Origin of the sequence: Rhodoplanes elegans, assembly GCF_016653355.1 — a bacterium.
GTDB classification, from domain to species: Bacteria; Pseudomonadota; Alphaproteobacteria; order Rhizobiales; family Xanthobacteraceae; genus Rhodoplanes; species Rhodoplanes elegans.
Genome location: NZ_NHSK01000030.1, coordinates 1 through 14,645, shown reverse-complemented (window position 1 = coordinate 14,645; position 14,645 = coordinate 1). Strand labels below are relative to the sequence as shown.

At 70.8% G+C, this 14,645-nt stretch carries 14 protein-coding genes; 7 read left to right on the top strand and 7 right to left on the bottom strand.

The window, feature by feature from the left end:
• The first annotated feature begins 170 nt into the window (after positions 1 to 170).
• The 3 genes from CCR97_RS01900 to ipdC all read left to right on the top strand — a co-directional run bounded on the left by CCR97_RS01900 (position 171) and on the right by ipdC (position 3,466).
• On the top strand, positions 171 to 845 hold the full coding sequence (locus tag CCR97_RS01900; protein WP_244670214.1) for a DUF4142 domain-containing protein: 675 nt from the start codon (positions 171 to 173) through the stop codon (positions 843 to 845).
• Between the two features lie 184 nt (positions 846 to 1,029).
• Positions 1,030 to 1,653 carry a DUF4142 domain-containing protein gene (locus tag CCR97_RS01895; RefSeq protein WP_111360105.1) on the top strand — a complete coding sequence of 208 codons (624 nt, stop codon included), beginning with the start codon at positions 1,030 to 1,032 and terminating at the stop codon, positions 1,651 to 1,653.
• Between the two features lie 178 nt (positions 1,654 to 1,831).
• Positions 1,832 to 3,466: an indolepyruvate/phenylpyruvate decarboxylase gene (gene ipdC, locus CCR97_RS01890; RefSeq protein ID WP_111360581.1), complete on the top strand. Its 1,635-nt coding sequence runs from the start codon at positions 1,832 to 1,834 to the stop codon at positions 3,464 to 3,466.
• Between the two features lie 136 nt (positions 3,467 to 3,602).
• Here ipdC and CCR97_RS01885 read toward each other — a convergent pair whose 3' ends face one another.
• Entirely contained in the window at positions 3,603 to 4,223 is a 621-nt protein-coding gene (locus CCR97_RS01885) for a MarC family protein (protein WP_111359214.1), read from the bottom strand.
• Between the two features lie 69 nt (positions 4,224 to 4,292).
• Positions 4,293 to 5,756, bottom strand: a complete 1,464-nt coding sequence (locus CCR97_RS01880) for a glycosyl hydrolase 108 family protein (protein WP_111359215.1) — start codon at positions 5,754 to 5,756, stop codon at positions 4,293 to 4,295.
• Between the two features lie 308 nt (positions 5,757 to 6,064).
• Between CCR97_RS01880 and gyrA the strand changes: the two genes are divergently transcribed.
• Positions 6,065 to 8,866 (top strand): DNA gyrase subunit A, encoded by a 2,802-nt coding sequence (gene gyrA / locus CCR97_RS01875; protein WP_207199365.1) that lies wholly within the window; start codon positions 6,065 to 6,067, stop codon positions 8,864 to 8,866.
• A gap of 245 nt (positions 8,867 to 9,111) precedes the next feature.
• On the opposite strand, the gene CCR97_RS31995 is transcribed toward gyrA, so the two are convergent.
• The 5 genes from CCR97_RS31995 to CCR97_RS01855 all read right to left on the bottom strand — a co-directional run bounded on the left by CCR97_RS31995 (position 9,112) and on the right by CCR97_RS01855 (position 11,627).
• Positions 9,112 to 9,243 (bottom strand): hypothetical protein, encoded by a 132-nt coding sequence (locus CCR97_RS31995; RefSeq protein WP_274611481.1) that lies wholly within the window; start codon positions 9,241 to 9,243, stop codon positions 9,112 to 9,114.
• Positions 9,244 to 9,589: 346 nt separating this feature from the next.
• Positions 9,590 to 9,979, bottom strand: a complete 390-nt coding sequence (gene panD, locus CCR97_RS01870; protein WP_111359217.1) for an aspartate 1-decarboxylase — start codon at positions 9,977 to 9,979, stop codon at positions 9,590 to 9,592.
• A 71-nt stretch (positions 9,980 to 10,050) separates the two neighbouring features.
• Positions 10,051 to 10,371 (bottom strand): hypothetical protein, encoded by a 321-nt coding sequence (locus CCR97_RS01865; protein WP_201159259.1) that lies wholly within the window; start codon positions 10,369 to 10,371, stop codon positions 10,051 to 10,053.
• A gap of 198 nt (positions 10,372 to 10,569) precedes the next feature.
• Entirely contained in the window at positions 10,570 to 11,103 is a 534-nt protein-coding gene (locus tag CCR97_RS01860; RefSeq protein ID WP_111359805.1) for an isochorismatase family protein, read from the bottom strand.
• 158 nt (positions 11,104 to 11,261) lie between these two features.
• A complete protein-coding gene (locus tag CCR97_RS01855; protein ID WP_111359804.1) occupies positions 11,262 to 11,627 on the bottom strand; it encodes a hypothetical protein in 366 nt (121 codons plus the stop codon).
• A gap of 273 nt (positions 11,628 to 11,900) precedes the next feature.
• Here CCR97_RS01855 and CCR97_RS01850 point away from each other — a divergent pair, with 273 nt between their 5' ends.
• The 3 genes from CCR97_RS01850 to CCR97_RS01840 all read left to right on the top strand — a co-directional run.
• Positions 11,901 to 12,830 (top strand): vWA domain-containing protein, encoded by a 930-nt coding sequence (locus CCR97_RS01850; RefSeq protein ID WP_201159258.1) that lies wholly within the window; start codon positions 11,901 to 11,903, stop codon positions 12,828 to 12,830.
• 15 nt (positions 12,831 to 12,845) lie between these two features.
• Entirely contained in the window at positions 12,846 to 13,646 is an 801-nt protein-coding gene (locus CCR97_RS01845; RefSeq protein WP_170146042.1) for a hypothetical protein, read from the top strand.
• A 4-nt stretch (positions 13,647 to 13,650) separates the two neighbouring features.
• A partial coding sequence (locus CCR97_RS01840; RefSeq protein WP_201159257.1) for a protein kinase family protein occupies positions 13,651 to 14,645 on the top strand: 995 nt, incomplete at its 3' end.

Here is a 14,645-nt window from a genome sequence, read left to right as displayed (position 1 = left end):
CGTCACGCGGGCGATGCTGCTGGCGGGCCCACGCTCCGATGGTGCCGTGTTCCCGTGCGGCGCCGCGCCCGGCACCATCGCAGGGTGGTGCCGGAACCCTCGGATGCATCCTGGATTGGCCCGGACAGAGGGGCGCGGCCCGCGCCTCCGTCCAGACGAGGCCGATCACGATGCGAAAAGTCCTGCTTCTCACGACCGTGCTGGCGCTCGCCGGCGCCCCCGCGCTCGCCCAGCAGCTCGGCAATCCGGCCGGCCCGGGGCCCGTGCCGCCGAGCACCGGCAACCAGCCGGCGCCGCCCGCCGGAACCCTGGGTCAGGGCCAGACCGGTCAACCCGGCCACCAGCAGGGCGGCATGCCGCATGCCGGGCAGACGACCGGCCAGAGCCAGACCACCGGCGCCGCTCCGGCCGCCACGACCGGCCAGCTCTCCACGGCCGACTTCGTCCGCAAGGTCGCGATCAGCGACATGTTCGAGATCCAGTCGAGCCAGCTCGCCCGCGAGAAGGCCGATCGTGAAGGGCGCGACTTCGCCAACAAGATGATCCAGGCCCACACCAAGACCTCGACCGAGCTGAAGGGGCTGGTGCAGGGCGGCAAGGTCCAGGCCGAGATTCCGACCGGGCTCGATCAGCAGCACGCCCAGAAGCTCGAGCGGCTGCGCGGGCTGACCGGCGATGCGTTCGAGGACGCCTACGAGGAGATGCAGGTGCAGGCCCACAACGACGCCGTGGCGCTGTTCACGACCTATGCGCAGTCCGGCGACAATGCCGAGCTGAAGCAGTGGGCCGAGAAGACGCTGCCGGAGCTCAAGCAGCATCTCGGCATGGCCGAGAAGCTCGACTGATCGCGGTCCGCACTGCGGTGCTCGCCCCGGCGACGCCGGGGCGATACGCCGCGGCCGAAAACCGACCGCCGGGTCGTCCCGGCCGGAACCGCGCGGTCCTCCGACCATTACCTCCGGCAGAAGCGGGATAGCCCGCGGGCGGCGGCTGCGCGCTCGCGACTCCCGCATCCAACGGAGGGACGACATGACCGATATTCCTCAGGCTCAGGCCCGGCCGCGCCCGACGCGCGACTACAGCATCTACGTGCTGATCGTCGCCGGGCTCGCCTTCGTGCTGTTCGCGCTCTGGAGCCGTGGTCCGGGCGCGGGCGACCTGCCGAGCGCCGCGTCGGTCTTCGGCACCGCGGCCCAGCGGGCCGAGGCGACGGGGGGCGCTGCGACGGCGCCGATCCCCACGGCCGAGTTCGTGCAGATGGCCGCGCTCGGCAACCTGTTCGAGATCGAGACCAGCCGGATCGCCCGCAGCAAGACCGACCCGGGCGAGCTCGACTTCGCCGACCAGATGATCGTCGCCCACCTGAAGACCGCGGCGGAGCTGCGCGGGCTGCACGAGAGCGCCAAGATCGACGGCGCACTGCCGACCGAGCTCGACGCGGCCCATCGCGCCAAGGTCGACCAGCTCCGCGTCCTCGACGGTCCGGCGTTCCGCGAGGCCTATGTGAAGATGCAGCGCGATGCCCATCGCGACGCCGTGGCGCTGTTCCAAGCTTATGCCCGGAGCGGCGACAATCCCGAGCTGAAGCAGTGGGCCGAGACCACGCTGCCGGCGCTGAAGCATCACCTCGAGATGGCGCGCGCCCTGAACTGACGCGGTCGTGACGCGGCGTCGCGGCGCCGCGTGGGTCGTCCGGGCGGCGCCGCGCCGCCCGGTCGGCGGTTCCCGGGCTGGCGCGAAACATGCTCTGCTGGTCCGGGCGTGACGCCCCCGAGTCGCCGTGCGCGGTCGCCGGCCGAGGGCGTCGGGACCGCGCCCGAGGAGCCCGGGAATGCCGACACTCGCCACCGCCCTCCTGCAGGGCCTGAAGGACCACGGCGCCCGGGAGCTGTTCGGCATCCCGGGCGATTTCGTGTTGCCGTTCTTCAAGATCGTCGAGGAGACGGCGATCCTGCCGTGCTTCACGCTGAGCCACGAGCCGGCCGTCGGCTTCGCGGCGGACGCGGCGGCGCGCTACCGGTCCGGCATCGGGGTCGCGGTCGTCACCTACGGGGCCGGCGCCTTCAACGTCGTCAACGCGGTCGCCGGCGCCTATGCGGAGCGCTCGCCGGTCGTCGTCGTCGCCGGCGCACCGGGGGCGCGCGAGCGGGCGAGCGGCCTGCTGCTGCATCACCAGGCGCGCAGCGTCGACACCCAGTTCGCGGTGTTCCGCGAGATCACCTGCGACCAGGCCGTGCTCGACGACCCGGTGACGGCGCCCGGCGAGATCGCCCGCGTGCTGCGCAGCGCCCGCGAGCGCTCGCTGCCGGTCTATATCGAGTTGCCGCGCGACATGGTCGACGTCGAGGTCGCGCCCGTGCCGGTGCTGCCGCCGCGCGCCGCCGAGCCGGACGCGCTCGCCGAATGCGCCGCCGAGATCGTCGCGCTGCTCGGCCGTGCGACGTCGCCCGTGATCGTGGTCGACGTCGAGGTCCGCCGCTACGGCATCGAGGCGGCCGTGGCGACGCTCGCGCGGCGGCTCGGCATTCCGGTGGTGACGACCTTCATGGGCCGCGGCCTGCTGCAGCAGGCGCCCGACGTGCTGCGCGGGACCTATCTGGGCAGCGCCGGCGATCCCGCCGTCACCCGGCTGGTCGAAGACGCGGACGCGCTGCTGCTCCTCGGCGTGATCCTGTGCGACACCAATTTCGCCTTGTCGGAGAAGCGCTTCGACTGGCGCCACACGGTGCTGGCGATCGACCGCAGCGTGCGGGTCGGCCATCATGTCTATCCGGACCTGCCGATCGAGGACCTGGTCGCCGCGCTGCTCGACCGCACCGAAGGGGACGCGGCGCCGAAGCCGCGCACCTTGCCGCCGTTCGAGGCCTATCCGCGCGGTCTCGTCGCCGACGACCGGCCGCTCGCCCCGACCGACATCGCGACCGCTCTCAACGACCTGTTCGACCGCCACGGCCCGATGCCGATGGCCTCCGACATCGGCGACTGCCTGTTCACGGCCATGGAGATCGACAACACGGCGCTGGCGGCTCCCGGCTATTACGCCGGCATGGGGTTCGGCGTGCCGGCCGGCATCGGGGTCGCGGCGGCGACCGGGACGCGGCCGCTGATCCTGGTCGGCGACGGCGCCTTCCAGATGACCGGCTGGGAGCTGGGCAATTGCCGGCGCTATGGCCTCGATCCCATCGTGATCGTTTTCAACAACGCGAGCTGGGAGATGCTCCGGGTCTTTCAACCGGAATCGAAGTTCAACGACCTGTCGGACTGGAACTTTGCGGCCGCGGCGCCGTCGCTCGGCGGCCATGGCGAGCGGGTCTCGACCCGCAAGGAGCTGGCAGCCGCGCTGGAGCAGGCCGTCGCCCGGCGCGGCGTCTTCTCGCTGATCGAGGCGATGATTCCGCGCGGCGTCACGTCCCGCACGCTCGCCCGCTTCGTCTCGGGCCTGAAGAGCGCGCGCGATCGGCAGTAAACGCCCGTCGTTCCGGGGCGCCGCGCAGCGGCGAGCCCGGAACCCATACGCCCGGCCTGTCGTGAGTCACCGACTCCGGGGTTATGGATTCCGGGCTCGCGAGCCTTCGGCTCGCGCCCCGGAATGACGGCGCACCTCACCCCCACACGGCCTTCGCCCCGTCGATCACGTACTGCACGGCGAGCGCGGCCAAAAGCACGCCGAGCAGGCGCGACAGCACGACATTGCCGGTGATGCCGAGGAAGCGCGACAGCCGGCCGGCGAAGCGGAACACCAGAAGGCAGAGCGCGCAGACCACGACGATCACGCCGATCAGCAGGCCGAGGCGGGCGAGGCTCCCGGCTTGGCCGGCGAGCAGGATCGCGGCCGTGAGGGCGCCGGGCCCGGCCATCAGCGGGATGGCCAACGGAAAGGCGGCGACGTGGCGGACCCGCTCCTCGATCGCCTGCTCGGCCTCGCGCGACTGCCGCTCGATGCGCACCCCCAGGACCATCTCGGAGGCGACGGCGAACAGCAGGAGCCCGCCGGCGATCCGGAAGGCCGGCAGGCCGATGCCGAGATGGTGCAGCAGCCACTCCCCGACGAGCGCCGCCCCGACCAGCACCACGACGGCGATCAGGGTCGCCCGCGGGCCGACATGAGTGCGCGCCGCCGCGGGCAACCCCTCGGTGACGGCCAGGAAGGCCGGCGCGAGCCCGAGCGGGTCGACCACGACGAACAGCGTGACGGCGGCGGAGAGGAGATAGTCCAGGTCCATGCCGCACCGTAGGCGAGGGCGCCGGTCCGCGCCATCGCGTCACGGTCGACATGGAGCGGCGCGCTCGCGCTACAGCCGCGCCGCTTGGACGTGCATCCAGTCGAAATCCCGGGCGCGTCCGAGACTCACCCATCCTTCCGCCTCCCAGAACTCCCAGAACTTGGCCGCGTCCGTACGGGCGAGCCGCGCGCGCGAGCGGCCCCAGTTCAGCCGATTGCGGTCGGGGTCGAAGTCGATCGCGATCGACCAGGCATGCATCGACCAGCTCGAGCCGCCGCGCTTGCGGCGGCACGCCGTGCACCCGCCGAACAAGTCGAGGCCGAGATCCTCGACGCCGTCGTCCTTGTAATGGGCGTAGACCTTATCGAGGACCCGCGCCGCGCTGTCGTGAACCAGCGCGTGAACGAAGAACCCGTCGATCACGATGCGCTTGTCCCAGGCGAGCTTCATCCGATACGGCAGGTTGAGGCGCTTCTTCGGGACAGCGCCACAGCCGTTGCCGAGCGTGCCGAAGATCGAGGTCATCGTCTGGATCTCGTTCTCCCGCGGCCAGGTGGCGACCGTCACCGGCGGCTCGGGAAGCTGGTCGATCAGGTCGCGCCACTTCTCGCGCGGCAGCCGCAGCTTCATCCGATTGAACTGGTCGAAGGCGAACTCGGTCTGCGGACCGAACAGGCCGTCGACGCGCCCGGCGTCGTTGTCGGTGTCGTTGCACAGGAACTGGCCCAGCGCGATCTTCCGGCGCGCCGGCGACCAGCGGCTCCAATCACCGGCGATATCGGCGCTACGCTGGGCCAGATACCGGTTCATGCCGTCCACGGATCTCGGGCCGAACAGGCCGTCGAGGTCGCCGTCGTAGAGGCCGACCGTCATCAGCAGCACCTGGAGGTCAACGTCGTCGATCACCGGCCGGACCAACCCCGTGTCCCCCGTGTCGGGGGAGTCGTCGGGGGCCGGCACGGTTCCGCTCGTCGCATCGCTGGTGCCGCCGAAGAACGACCAGATCGACCCGGTCCCACGCAGGGCGCTCGACATCACGTCACCGAGCCGGTTGCTCCAGCCGCGCAGGAAGTACTTGGCGTCGGGATGGCCGACATAGCGGCTTTTGCGCGCATCGGCGACCTTGAGGGCGAGGGCGACGATCGCGGCCGGCGATCCGGTGTGCAGGGCGAGGGCCGCCAGCGTGTCGTTCCCGATGACACCGTCGTCCTCGACCCCCAGGATCCGCTGCAGCATCTTGGCGACGTTCTCGACCCCGTGGTTGACGGCGCCGTCCATCACGACGAGGTCGAGCGGGGGCGGGAGCGCCTCGCCACGGATTCGATTCCAGTAGCGCGCCCGGAAGATCTCGATCGCTTCGGCCCGGGTGAGGTTCCTCACCTCGGTCCGGGTGACGCCGGCGACGCCGCGCCACTGTGCGAGCACCCGGTGGGTGATGCCGAAATTGGTCGGACCGCCGTCGTCCGCGGGATGGTCGGAGTAGCCGCCCTCCCATTTGAGCACGGTCTCCATGATCGTCTCGAAACGTGCCATGGCCGATCTCCGCTGAAAGTCGCCGGGCTGCACGCACTCCGCGCGATCCCGGCCGAGGTCGGACCCCGACCGGACGCGGTGGAAGAGCAAATCCTCAACTTTCGCCTGTCGTTTCCGAAATAACAACCGAGTGAATTGCGCCCGTCCGGCCACGATCGTCGCGGCCCGCCGGGACCAGCCCCGGATCGGCGGTTCTAAATACCTGTTCGAAAACGATAAAATATCCGCCGGCCTATCGCCGCAAAACTGGCTTTCGCAGCCGCGATGGACTATCTAGAGGGCAACGGATTCGCCGGGATTCTCCGCACTTGGCCGACAACGACACACCCCCGCCGGGCAGCACGGGTCCGACTGGGCCGACCAGCCCATCGGACATTCGCCCCGTCTCCATCACCGAGGAGATGAAGCGCGCTTATCTCGATTACGCGATGAGCGTGATCGTGTCGCGTGCGCTCCCTGATGCGCGCGACGGGCTCAAGCCCGTGCATCGCCGCATTCTCTACTCGATGCACGAGCAGGGGCACCTGCCGGAGCGCAAGTACGTCAAGTCGGCGCGCGTCGTCGGCGACGTCATGGGTAAGTATCACCCGCACGGCGACTCGGCGATCTACGACGCGCTGGTGCGCATGGCGCAGGACTTCTCCATGCGCCTGCCGCTGATCGACGGGCAGGGGAACTTCGGCTCGGTCGACGGCGATCCCGCGGCGGCCATGCGCTACACCGAGTGCCGGCTCGCCCGGCCCGCGATGGCGCTGCTCGAGGACATCGACAAGGACACGGTCGACTTCCGGCCGAACTACGACGGCAACGAGCAGGAGCCGTCGGTGCTGCCGGCGCGCTTCCCGAACCTCCTCGTCAACGGGGCGGGCGGCATCGCGGTCGGCATGGCGACCAACATCCCGCCGCACAATCTCGGCGAGGTGATCGACGCCGCCGTCGCCCTGATCGACGATCCCGCGCTCGGCATCGAGGACCTGATCAAGATCGTGCCGGGTCCGGACTTCCCGACCGGCGGCGTGATCCTGGGCCGGGCCGGAATTCGGTCGGCCTTCCACACCGGCCGCGGCTCGATCGTGATGCGGGGCAAGGCCGAGATCGAGACGATCCGCAAGGAGCGCGAGGCGATCATCGTCACCGAGATTCCCTACCAGGTGAACAAGGCCACCATGGTGGAGAAGATCGCCGAATTGGTGCGCGAGAAGCGCATCGAGGGCATCGCGGATCTGCGCGACGAGTCGGACCGCGACGGCTACCGGGTGGTGGTCGAGCTCAAGCGCGACGCCGTCGCCGACGTGGTGCTCAACCAGCTCTATCGCTTCACCCCGCTGCAATCGACCTTCGGCTGCAACATGGTGGCGCTCGACGGCGGCCGCCCGCAGGTGATGTCGCTCAAGGACCTCCTCAACGCATTCATCGCGTTCCGCGAGGAGGTGGTGAAGCGGCGCACCAAGTTCCTGCTCGGCAAGGCGCGCGACCGCGCGCACGTGCTGGTCGGTCTCGCCGTCGCGGTCGCCAATATCGACGAGGTGATCCGCCTGATCCGCGCCTCGCGCGACGCCAACGAGGCGCGCGAGGCCCTGATGGCGCGCGACTGGCCGGCCGCCGACGTGCTGCCGCTGATCGAGCTGATCGACGATCCGCGCCACAAGGTGCAGCCCGACGGCACGTTCCGGCTCTCCGAGGCGCAGGCCCGCGCCATCCTCGATCTGCGCCTGCAGCGCCTGACCGCTCTCGGCCGCGACGAGATCAAGGACGAGCTCGACAAGCTCGCCGCGGAGATCACGAACTACCTGGACATCCTGCGCTCGCGCGAACGGATCCAGTCGATCGTCAAGACCGAGATGCTGGAAGTCCGCGAAAAGTTCGCGACCCCGCGCCGCACCGTCATCCTCGACCAGGATGGCGAGATGGAGGACGAGGACCTCATCCAGCGCGAGGACATGGTCGTCACCGTCTCGCATCTCGGCTACGTCAAGCGGGTGCCGCTGTCGACCTACCGGGCGCAGCGCCGCGGCGGCAAGGGCCGCTCCGGCATGCAGACCCGCGAGGAGGATTTCGTCGCCCGGCTGTTCGTCGCCTCGACCCACACGCCGGTGCTGTTCTTCTCGTCGCGCGGCCAGGTCTACAAGGAGAAGGTCTGGCGGCTGCCGCTCGCGGCGCCGAACGCCCGCGGCAAGGCGATGATCAACCTGCTGCCGCTCGAGCAGGACGAGCGCATCACCACCATCATGCCGCTGCCCGAGGACGAGACGACCTGGGCCGAGCTCGACGTGATGTTCGCGACGACGTCCGGCACGGTGCGGCGGAACAAGCTCTCCGACTTCACCGACGTGCGCCGGTCCGGCATCATCGCGATGAAGCTCGACGACGGCGAGGCGATCGTTGACGTGCAGATCTGCACCGAGCGCGACGACGTGCTGCTCACCACCGCGATCGGCCAGTGCATCCGCTTCCCGGTCACCGACGTGCGCGTCTTCTCGGGCCGCACCTCGATGGGCGTTCGTGGGATCGCGCTCGACCGCGACGACAAGGTGATCTCGCTGTCGATCCTGCGCCATGTCGATGCGAGCGGCGAGGAGCGCGAGGCCTATCTCAGGCGCGCCATGGCGGTCCGCCGCGGCACCGGCGCTGACGCCGAGCCCGACGCGGAAGCGGGGGCGCCGGAGGAGCGCGAGGAGACGACCGGCGCCGACATCCAGCTCGGCGAGGAGCGCTACGTCGCGCTGTCGGCGGCCGAGCAGTTCGTCCTCACCGTGTCGGAGCGCGGCTTCGGCAAGCGCACCTCGTCCTACGAGTACCGGATCACGGGCCGCGGCGGCAAAGGCATCGTCGCCATGGACAACCGCACCCGCGCCGGCATCCGGCCGCGCATCGGCAAGCTCGTCGCGTCGTTCCCGGTGGAGGAGAGCGACCAGCTCATGCTGGTCACCGACGGCGGCCAGCTGATCCGCTGCGGCGTCTCGGAGATCTCGATCAAGGGCCGCTCCACGCAGGGCGTGATCGTGTTCAACACGGCCAACGAGGAGCACGTCGTCTCGGTCGAGCGCCTCTCCGAAGGCGAGGCCGAGGAGAACGGCGACAACGGCAACGGAAACGGGCACGGCGCCTGATCTCCCGTGTCCCGGGCGCGGCGCGACGCGCCGCGAACCGGGACCCAGGGGCGATCATCCGAGGCGGTTGTCGGGCTGCTTGTCGCGCGGCCCGTCGTGCGGCCCCGGCTCTGCGGCGCATCGGGCCTTCGGCCCGACGCGCCTCGTCCCGGGGCACGCAGCCTCATAGGGTGCGAGCTGCGTCATTCCATCGTGGTGCCCCAGCGACGCGGGCCTGTTCTCCCCGCCGTGGCGCCCGCGCGCCGTCACACCCGGCTCGATCCGGCCCCCGGCCGCGTCTCCGCCGCGAGCCAGCGCCATTCGACGATGCAGGCCAGCGCCGACAGCCCGACGAAGCCGCCGACCAGCGACACGGCGATCCAATGCAGTTCGATCATGCTCTGTCCCCCCGAACGAGTCATGGTCCGTTAACCATGCCACAGTCGCCGCCAACTCCGGCGGCAGCGGTGTCGGATCGCGGCCGGGGCAGGGAGATTTCGCGATGTGTCCGGCCGACGCGGACGGTGTCGGAGGCTGCGCCGCGACGGCAAGCGACGAGGCGACGGAGAGAATTTCGGGCGGGGGAATATGGTCGGGCGCGAGAGCGCCGTGTTCGTAGTGGACCGAAACTCGTGAGGTGGGCAAAGCCGCGTAGCGGCGGGCCCACGCGGTCGGCATCCGCTTCATCGACGTGAGACGGCGTGGGCACGGCGCGTGCCGCGCCTTTGCCCACCCTACAAAAGATCAGATCGCGCGGAGCGCCGGGCCGGGGAGCTCGTCGCGGATGTGGGCGATGCGGTTGTCGGCGTCGACCTGGACGACGGTCGGGACATGGCGCTTCGCCTCCTCGGCCGTCATGTCGGCGAAGGTCGCGAGGATCACGAGGTCGCCCGGCTTGTTGCCGTGCGCCGCCGCGCCGTTGATGCAGATCACGCCGGAGCCGCGCTCGCCCTCGATCGCGTAGGTCACGAGGCGCGTGCCGCGGGTCACGTTCCACACGTGAAGCTCCTGGTTGGTCAGGATCTTCGCGGCGTCCATCAGGTCGGCGTCGATGGTGCAGCTGCCCTCGTAATGGAGGTCGGCATGCGTGATGGTCGCGCGGTGGATTTTCGACCAGAACATCCGGATGTGCATCGGGGGCTCCTCGGCGGCGCTCCCATGCCAGATTTTTGCGGCGCTGCCAACCGCGCCGGCGTCGCGACGGGTCAGCGCCGGCGCCGGGGACCCCGCGGTGCCCGGTCCGGCGCCCACTGAACGCGAACGTCGTAGGCACCGGCCGCCGCGAAGCCCCTCTGGTCGGGCTCCGGGGCGCCGAGCCGGCGCTGCCCCGGGCCTTGCGGACCGCGAGCCCCGATCCACGCCGCCTCGGCGACGCTCCACAGGCCGTGCGCCGCCGGCACCCGGCCCGAGCCCGACCGCGGCCGGGCGGCCGGGCCTTTCCGGTCGCGATAGAGCTGCGCCTCTACGGCTGCCGCCGCGACGAAGCCGCCGACCAGCACGGCGACGATCCAGTCCAGGACGATCATGCTCAGCCCCCCGACGAGCGTGAATCGTTGATGCTGCCAGGATCGGCGACGAACCGGGCGGCAATCGTCAGGGAACGGGGCGGGGCCGTGACGGTTCGGCGATGCCGGCGCCGGCACCGTGGTCCGGTGCGCGGTCCGCAACGGCCTGCCTCGCCGCAGGATTTCAGGGCCGGCGAATGTGATCGCGCCGGCGCGCCTTCACTTCACCAGGCGGGCGACGTCGCGGAACTTCGGGTGCTCGGCGGACTCGACCCACTCGAACAGCACCATCTCGGTCGTCACGATCTCGGCGCCGTGGCGCTCCATGCGGCGCAGCGCCGTCTCCTTGCTCTCGGCGGCGCGCGAGCCGACGGCGTCGCGCACCACATAGACCTGGCGCTTGCGGGCGAGCAGCCCGAGCACGGTCTGGCAGACGCAGACATGCGCCTCGCAACCGACCACGACGAGCGCATGAGCGGGCGCCAGCGCCGGCAGGAAACCGGCGGCCGGCAGCGAGTCGAAGGTCTGCTTGGTGATCACCGGATGGCCGGCGGTCGGCAGGCCCGCGACGGTGCGGCCGAGCCCCTTCGGGTTCTGCTCGGTGAACACGACCGGGATGCCGATCAGGGCGGCGCCGTCGAGCAGGCGGCGCGCATTGGCGATCGCGGTCTCGGCCTCGGCGATCGCCGGCATCAGCCGGTCCTGGAAGTCGACGACCACGAGGGTCGAGCGCTTGGAGTCGATTGTGGGCACGGCTCTCTCTGCCGGAAAACGGCGTGACGCCCGGCCGGGGACTCGCCCGGTGGACCAGAAGAATCGAGAGCCGACACTAACCTGGAACCGGCGGACGCGACACGGGGCACGATGTCCCGTTCGACCGTCGTCCGCCGTTCGTCGTCGTGTCCGTCCGGTCAGCCGCGCGGTCGTGCCGGCTTGCGGCCGCGGCCGTCGCGACCGGCGTCGAGGAAGGCGCGGATCGTGTCCACCACCTCGACGGCGACGTCCTTGTCGGTCGCCGAGAGCGAGACCAGTCGGCCCGCGCCGAGGTTGATGACCGGAACGTGCAGCTGCGTGCCCGAGGCCGCATCCTTGACCTCGCTGATGGTGACGTCCTCGATCGCATCGAGCGGCGCCTCGATGGGCGTGCGCGGCCACAGCAGCACCTTGCGCTGCACCCGCACCGTGCCCTCGGGCTTGTCGAGGATGCAGGTGACGGCGTTGGCGAAGCCGCTGGACTGCAGGGCCAGACGGCCGGGCGTGTTCTCGAGGACGCGCATGGGAAGCTCCCGTGTTCGAAGATCACGACGGCGACCCGACGGCCGCGACGCGCGGGGGGCGACGGCGGGGCCGCGATCGGCGGTCTTCAGGGGGAACCGGACCGGGCAGGGCGCGTTCCCGGCGACCGGCGCGGCCCGACGTCACGGGGCGTGTCGTCCGAGGCGGTCGTCCAGAACCGCCGGCCGGCGCAGCCGCCGCGTCGCGCGGCTCGACCGCCTCCGGCCCGGGTGGTACAGCTTGCGGCATTGCCGCTCCACCGCGAGATTCAGCCCATGCCATACGATGCCGAGATCAGCCGCAAGCATCCCGCGGCCTTCGTGTTCGTGATCGATCAGTCGTCGTCGATGAACGACGCCTTCAACAACACCCGCCGGACGCTCGCCGGTTTCCTGGCGCGCAGCGTCAACGACGCGCTGCGCGAGCTGGTCAACCAGTGCACGCGCGGCGACGAGCAGGTGCGCGACTATTTCCACGTCGCCGCGCTCGGCTACTCGGACGGCAAGGTGCGCAACGTCTGGAAGGACACCGAGGACTTCTTCCTGCCGATCTCGCGGGTCGCCGATGCGCCGCTGCGCATCGAGACCGTCACCATCAAGGTGCCGGACCCGGACGGCAAGATGCGCGACGAGGAGGTCGAATCCGAGGTGTGGTTCGAGCCGGTCGCGGTCGGCGACACCCCGATGGTCAAGGCGCTGGAGAAGACCCGCGACATCGTCGCGGCCTGGGTGAAGGAGCATCCCGCCTCGTTCCCGCCGATCGTCTTCCACGTCACCGACGGCGAACCGACCGACGGCGACCCGGAGCCGGTGGCGAACGAGCTCAAGGCGATCACCACCTGGGACGGCGCCGTTCTCCTGTTCAACCTCCATGTCAGCCGGGAGACCGGCAAGGAGGTCGTCTTCCCGTCCGACGAGGCGGCGCTGCCCGACGTCTACGCCAAGAAGCTGTTCCGGATGTCGAGCGAGATCCCGGAGCCGCTGCGGCCGGCCGTCGCCGAGTCCTACGAGACGACGGCGACCTCGCGCTTCTTCGGCTTCAAGGCCGGCACCGACACGATCGCGCGCTTCTTCCAGATCGGCACGCGGCCGGCCAACGCACCCGTCTACGTGGCGCCGGCCGACGCCGAGCCGGCTGCCCCGGCGTCGGCGCCTTCGACCGAGCCCTCGTCGGCGCAGCCGACCAAGGAGGCGAGCCCGGCCTGACGGCCACGTGACGCCATGCGCAGGGTTCGTGCCTGGTCGGTGCCCAAGGAGCCCGAGGTGCCGTCCGAGAACGAGGACGCCTTCGCGGCCAACGCGGCGGCGACCGCCTTCGCGGTGTGCGACGGGGCGACCGAGTCGTTCGCCTCCGGGCGATGGGCGCGGGCGCTCGCCGCCGCCTTCGTGTCGCACGCGCCGCTCGACCGGGCGCTGCTCGCCGGCGCCCGGGCGACCTACGAGCAGTCCTTCGACATGCGCAGATGGCCGCCCTACCGGCGCAACGCCTACCGGCGCGGCAGCTACGCCGCGCTGGTCGGCCTGATGCTGTGGCCGAAGGAGCATCTCTACGCGATCCAGGCGATCGGCGACTCGATCTGCGTCGTCGCTGAAGTCGCGCCGGAGGGAGCGGCCGAAGGCGCCAGCGCCGCCGCGGCCGACAGCGCCGGCAATGGGGCCGCGGACGGCGCGGGCGCGGGGCCGACGCTGGTGCGCGCCTTCCCGCTGTCCTCGCCGGCGCAGTTCGAGCGGCGGCCGGTGCTGCTCTCCACCGCCGATCACACCAATGTCGTCGACGGCGTGCATCTGCTCGACCAGTCCGGCATCTGGACGGTCGGCCGCTACGCCGCACATGCCAGGACGGCGTTCTGCCTGATGACCGACGCGCTCGGCGCCTGGCTGCTCGGCGAGACCGAGGCGCGGCTCGCCCGGCTGCAGGCGATCGAGAGCGAGACGGCGTTCGCGGATCTCGTGATCGAGGAACGCGCCGCCGGCCGGCTGCGGCGCGACGACACGACCCTCATGATCGTCGAGGCCGGATAGCGTCATGGCTGGCTGGCCGACCGCCAACGACTACTCGCTCGCCGTCGCGAAGCGCGCCTTCGTGCATCAGCGACTCGCCGGCCTGACCTTCCGGCGCATGAAGCGGATCAACCGGCCGGTGCTGTTCACCGGCAACTATGCCGCGACCTTCGCGCTGGAGGACCCGACCGGACGGCCGAAGGCGCTGAAGCTGTTCACCCGCCACGTGCCGGACCGCGCCGACCGCTACGCCGCGATCGCGGCGTTCCTCACCGAGCGGACGCCGCCGCAGTTCGTCGGCTTCGAGTATCTGCCGCAGGCCGTGCAGATCGAGGGGGTGCGCTATCCCGGCCTCCTGATGGACTGGGCGAACGGCGTCCCGCTCGACACCTATGTGAGCGCCAATCTCGAGGCGCCGGAGGCGCTGCGAAAGATCGCCGCCGACATCCTCGCCTTCGCGGCCTCGACCGAGCAGCAGGGCTTCGCCCACGGCGACCTGCAGCACGACAACATCCTGGTTGCTGACCGGCTGCGGCTGATCGACTACGACGGCATGTTCGTGCCGGCCATGGCGGGGCGGCCGGCGGTCGAGAGCGGCCACCAGAACTATCAGCATCCCGGCCGCCGCCGGCAGGTCTTCGGCCCGACCATCGATCGCTTCTCGGCGATCGCCATCTATCTGGCGCTGCAGACCGCGATCATGGCGCCGCGTCTCTATGCCGAGCACGCGGTCGAGAACGGGCTCCTGTTCCGCAAGGGCGACTTCGAGGATCCGCGCAAGTCGGCCGTGATCGCCGCGCTCGACCGGCTGCGCCCGCTGCGGCCGGCGGCGCGCGCCTTCGCGGCGCTGTGCGCCGGCGACGTCGAGGCGGTGCCGAGCCTCGCTGACTTCGCAGCGCAGACCGGGCTCGGCCCGCGAAAGGCGACCCGCGCCGGCGCGCGACCGGCGACCGGCCGCGGGTGGAGCCTGTTCGGCCGGACCGACCGGACCGCTGCGGCGACCTCCGGGGGGGCCGCGGT

What these genes read in the sequence shown, in the direction of transcription:
- CCR97_RS01900 (WP_244670214.1), top strand. Translation starts at nt 171, where the DNA reads ATGCGAAAAGTCCTGCTTCTCACGACCGTGCTGGCGCTCGCCGGCGCC.
- CCR97_RS01895 (WP_111360105.1), top strand. Translation starts at nt 1,030, where the DNA reads ATGACCGATATTCCTCAGGCTCAGGCCCGGCCGCGCCCGACGCGCGAC.
- ipdC (WP_111360581.1), top strand. Translation starts at nt 1,832, where the DNA reads ATGCCGACACTCGCCACCGCCCTCCTGCAGGGCCTGAAGGACCACGGC.
- CCR97_RS01885 (WP_111359214.1), bottom strand. Translation starts at nt 4,223, where the DNA reads ATGGACCTGGACTATCTCCTCTCCGCCGCCGTCACGCTGTTCGTCGTG.
- CCR97_RS01880 (WP_111359215.1), bottom strand. Translation starts at nt 5,756, where the DNA reads ATGGCACGTTTCGAGACGATCATGGAGACCGTGCTCAAATGGGAGGGC.
- CCR97_RS31995 (WP_274611481.1), bottom strand. Translation starts at nt 9,243, where the DNA reads ATGATCGAACTGCATTGGATCGCCGTGTCGCTGGTCGGCGGCTTCGTC.
- panD (WP_111359217.1), bottom strand. Translation starts at nt 9,979, where the DNA reads ATGCACATCCGGATGTTCTGGTCGAAAATCCACCGCGCGACCATCACG.
- CCR97_RS01865 (WP_201159259.1), bottom strand. Translation starts at nt 10,371, where the DNA reads ATGATCGTCCTGGACTGGATCGTCGCCGTGCTGGTCGGCGGCTTCGTC.
- CCR97_RS01855 (WP_111359804.1), bottom strand. Translation starts at nt 11,627, where the DNA reads ATGCGCGTCCTCGAGAACACGCCCGGCCGTCTGGCCCTGCAGTCCAGC.
- CCR97_RS01850 (WP_201159258.1), top strand. Translation starts at nt 11,901, where the DNA reads ATGCCATACGATGCCGAGATCAGCCGCAAGCATCCCGCGGCCTTCGTG.
- CCR97_RS01845 (WP_170146042.1), top strand. Translation starts at nt 12,846, where the DNA reads ATGCGCAGGGTTCGTGCCTGGTCGGTGCCCAAGGAGCCCGAGGTGCCG.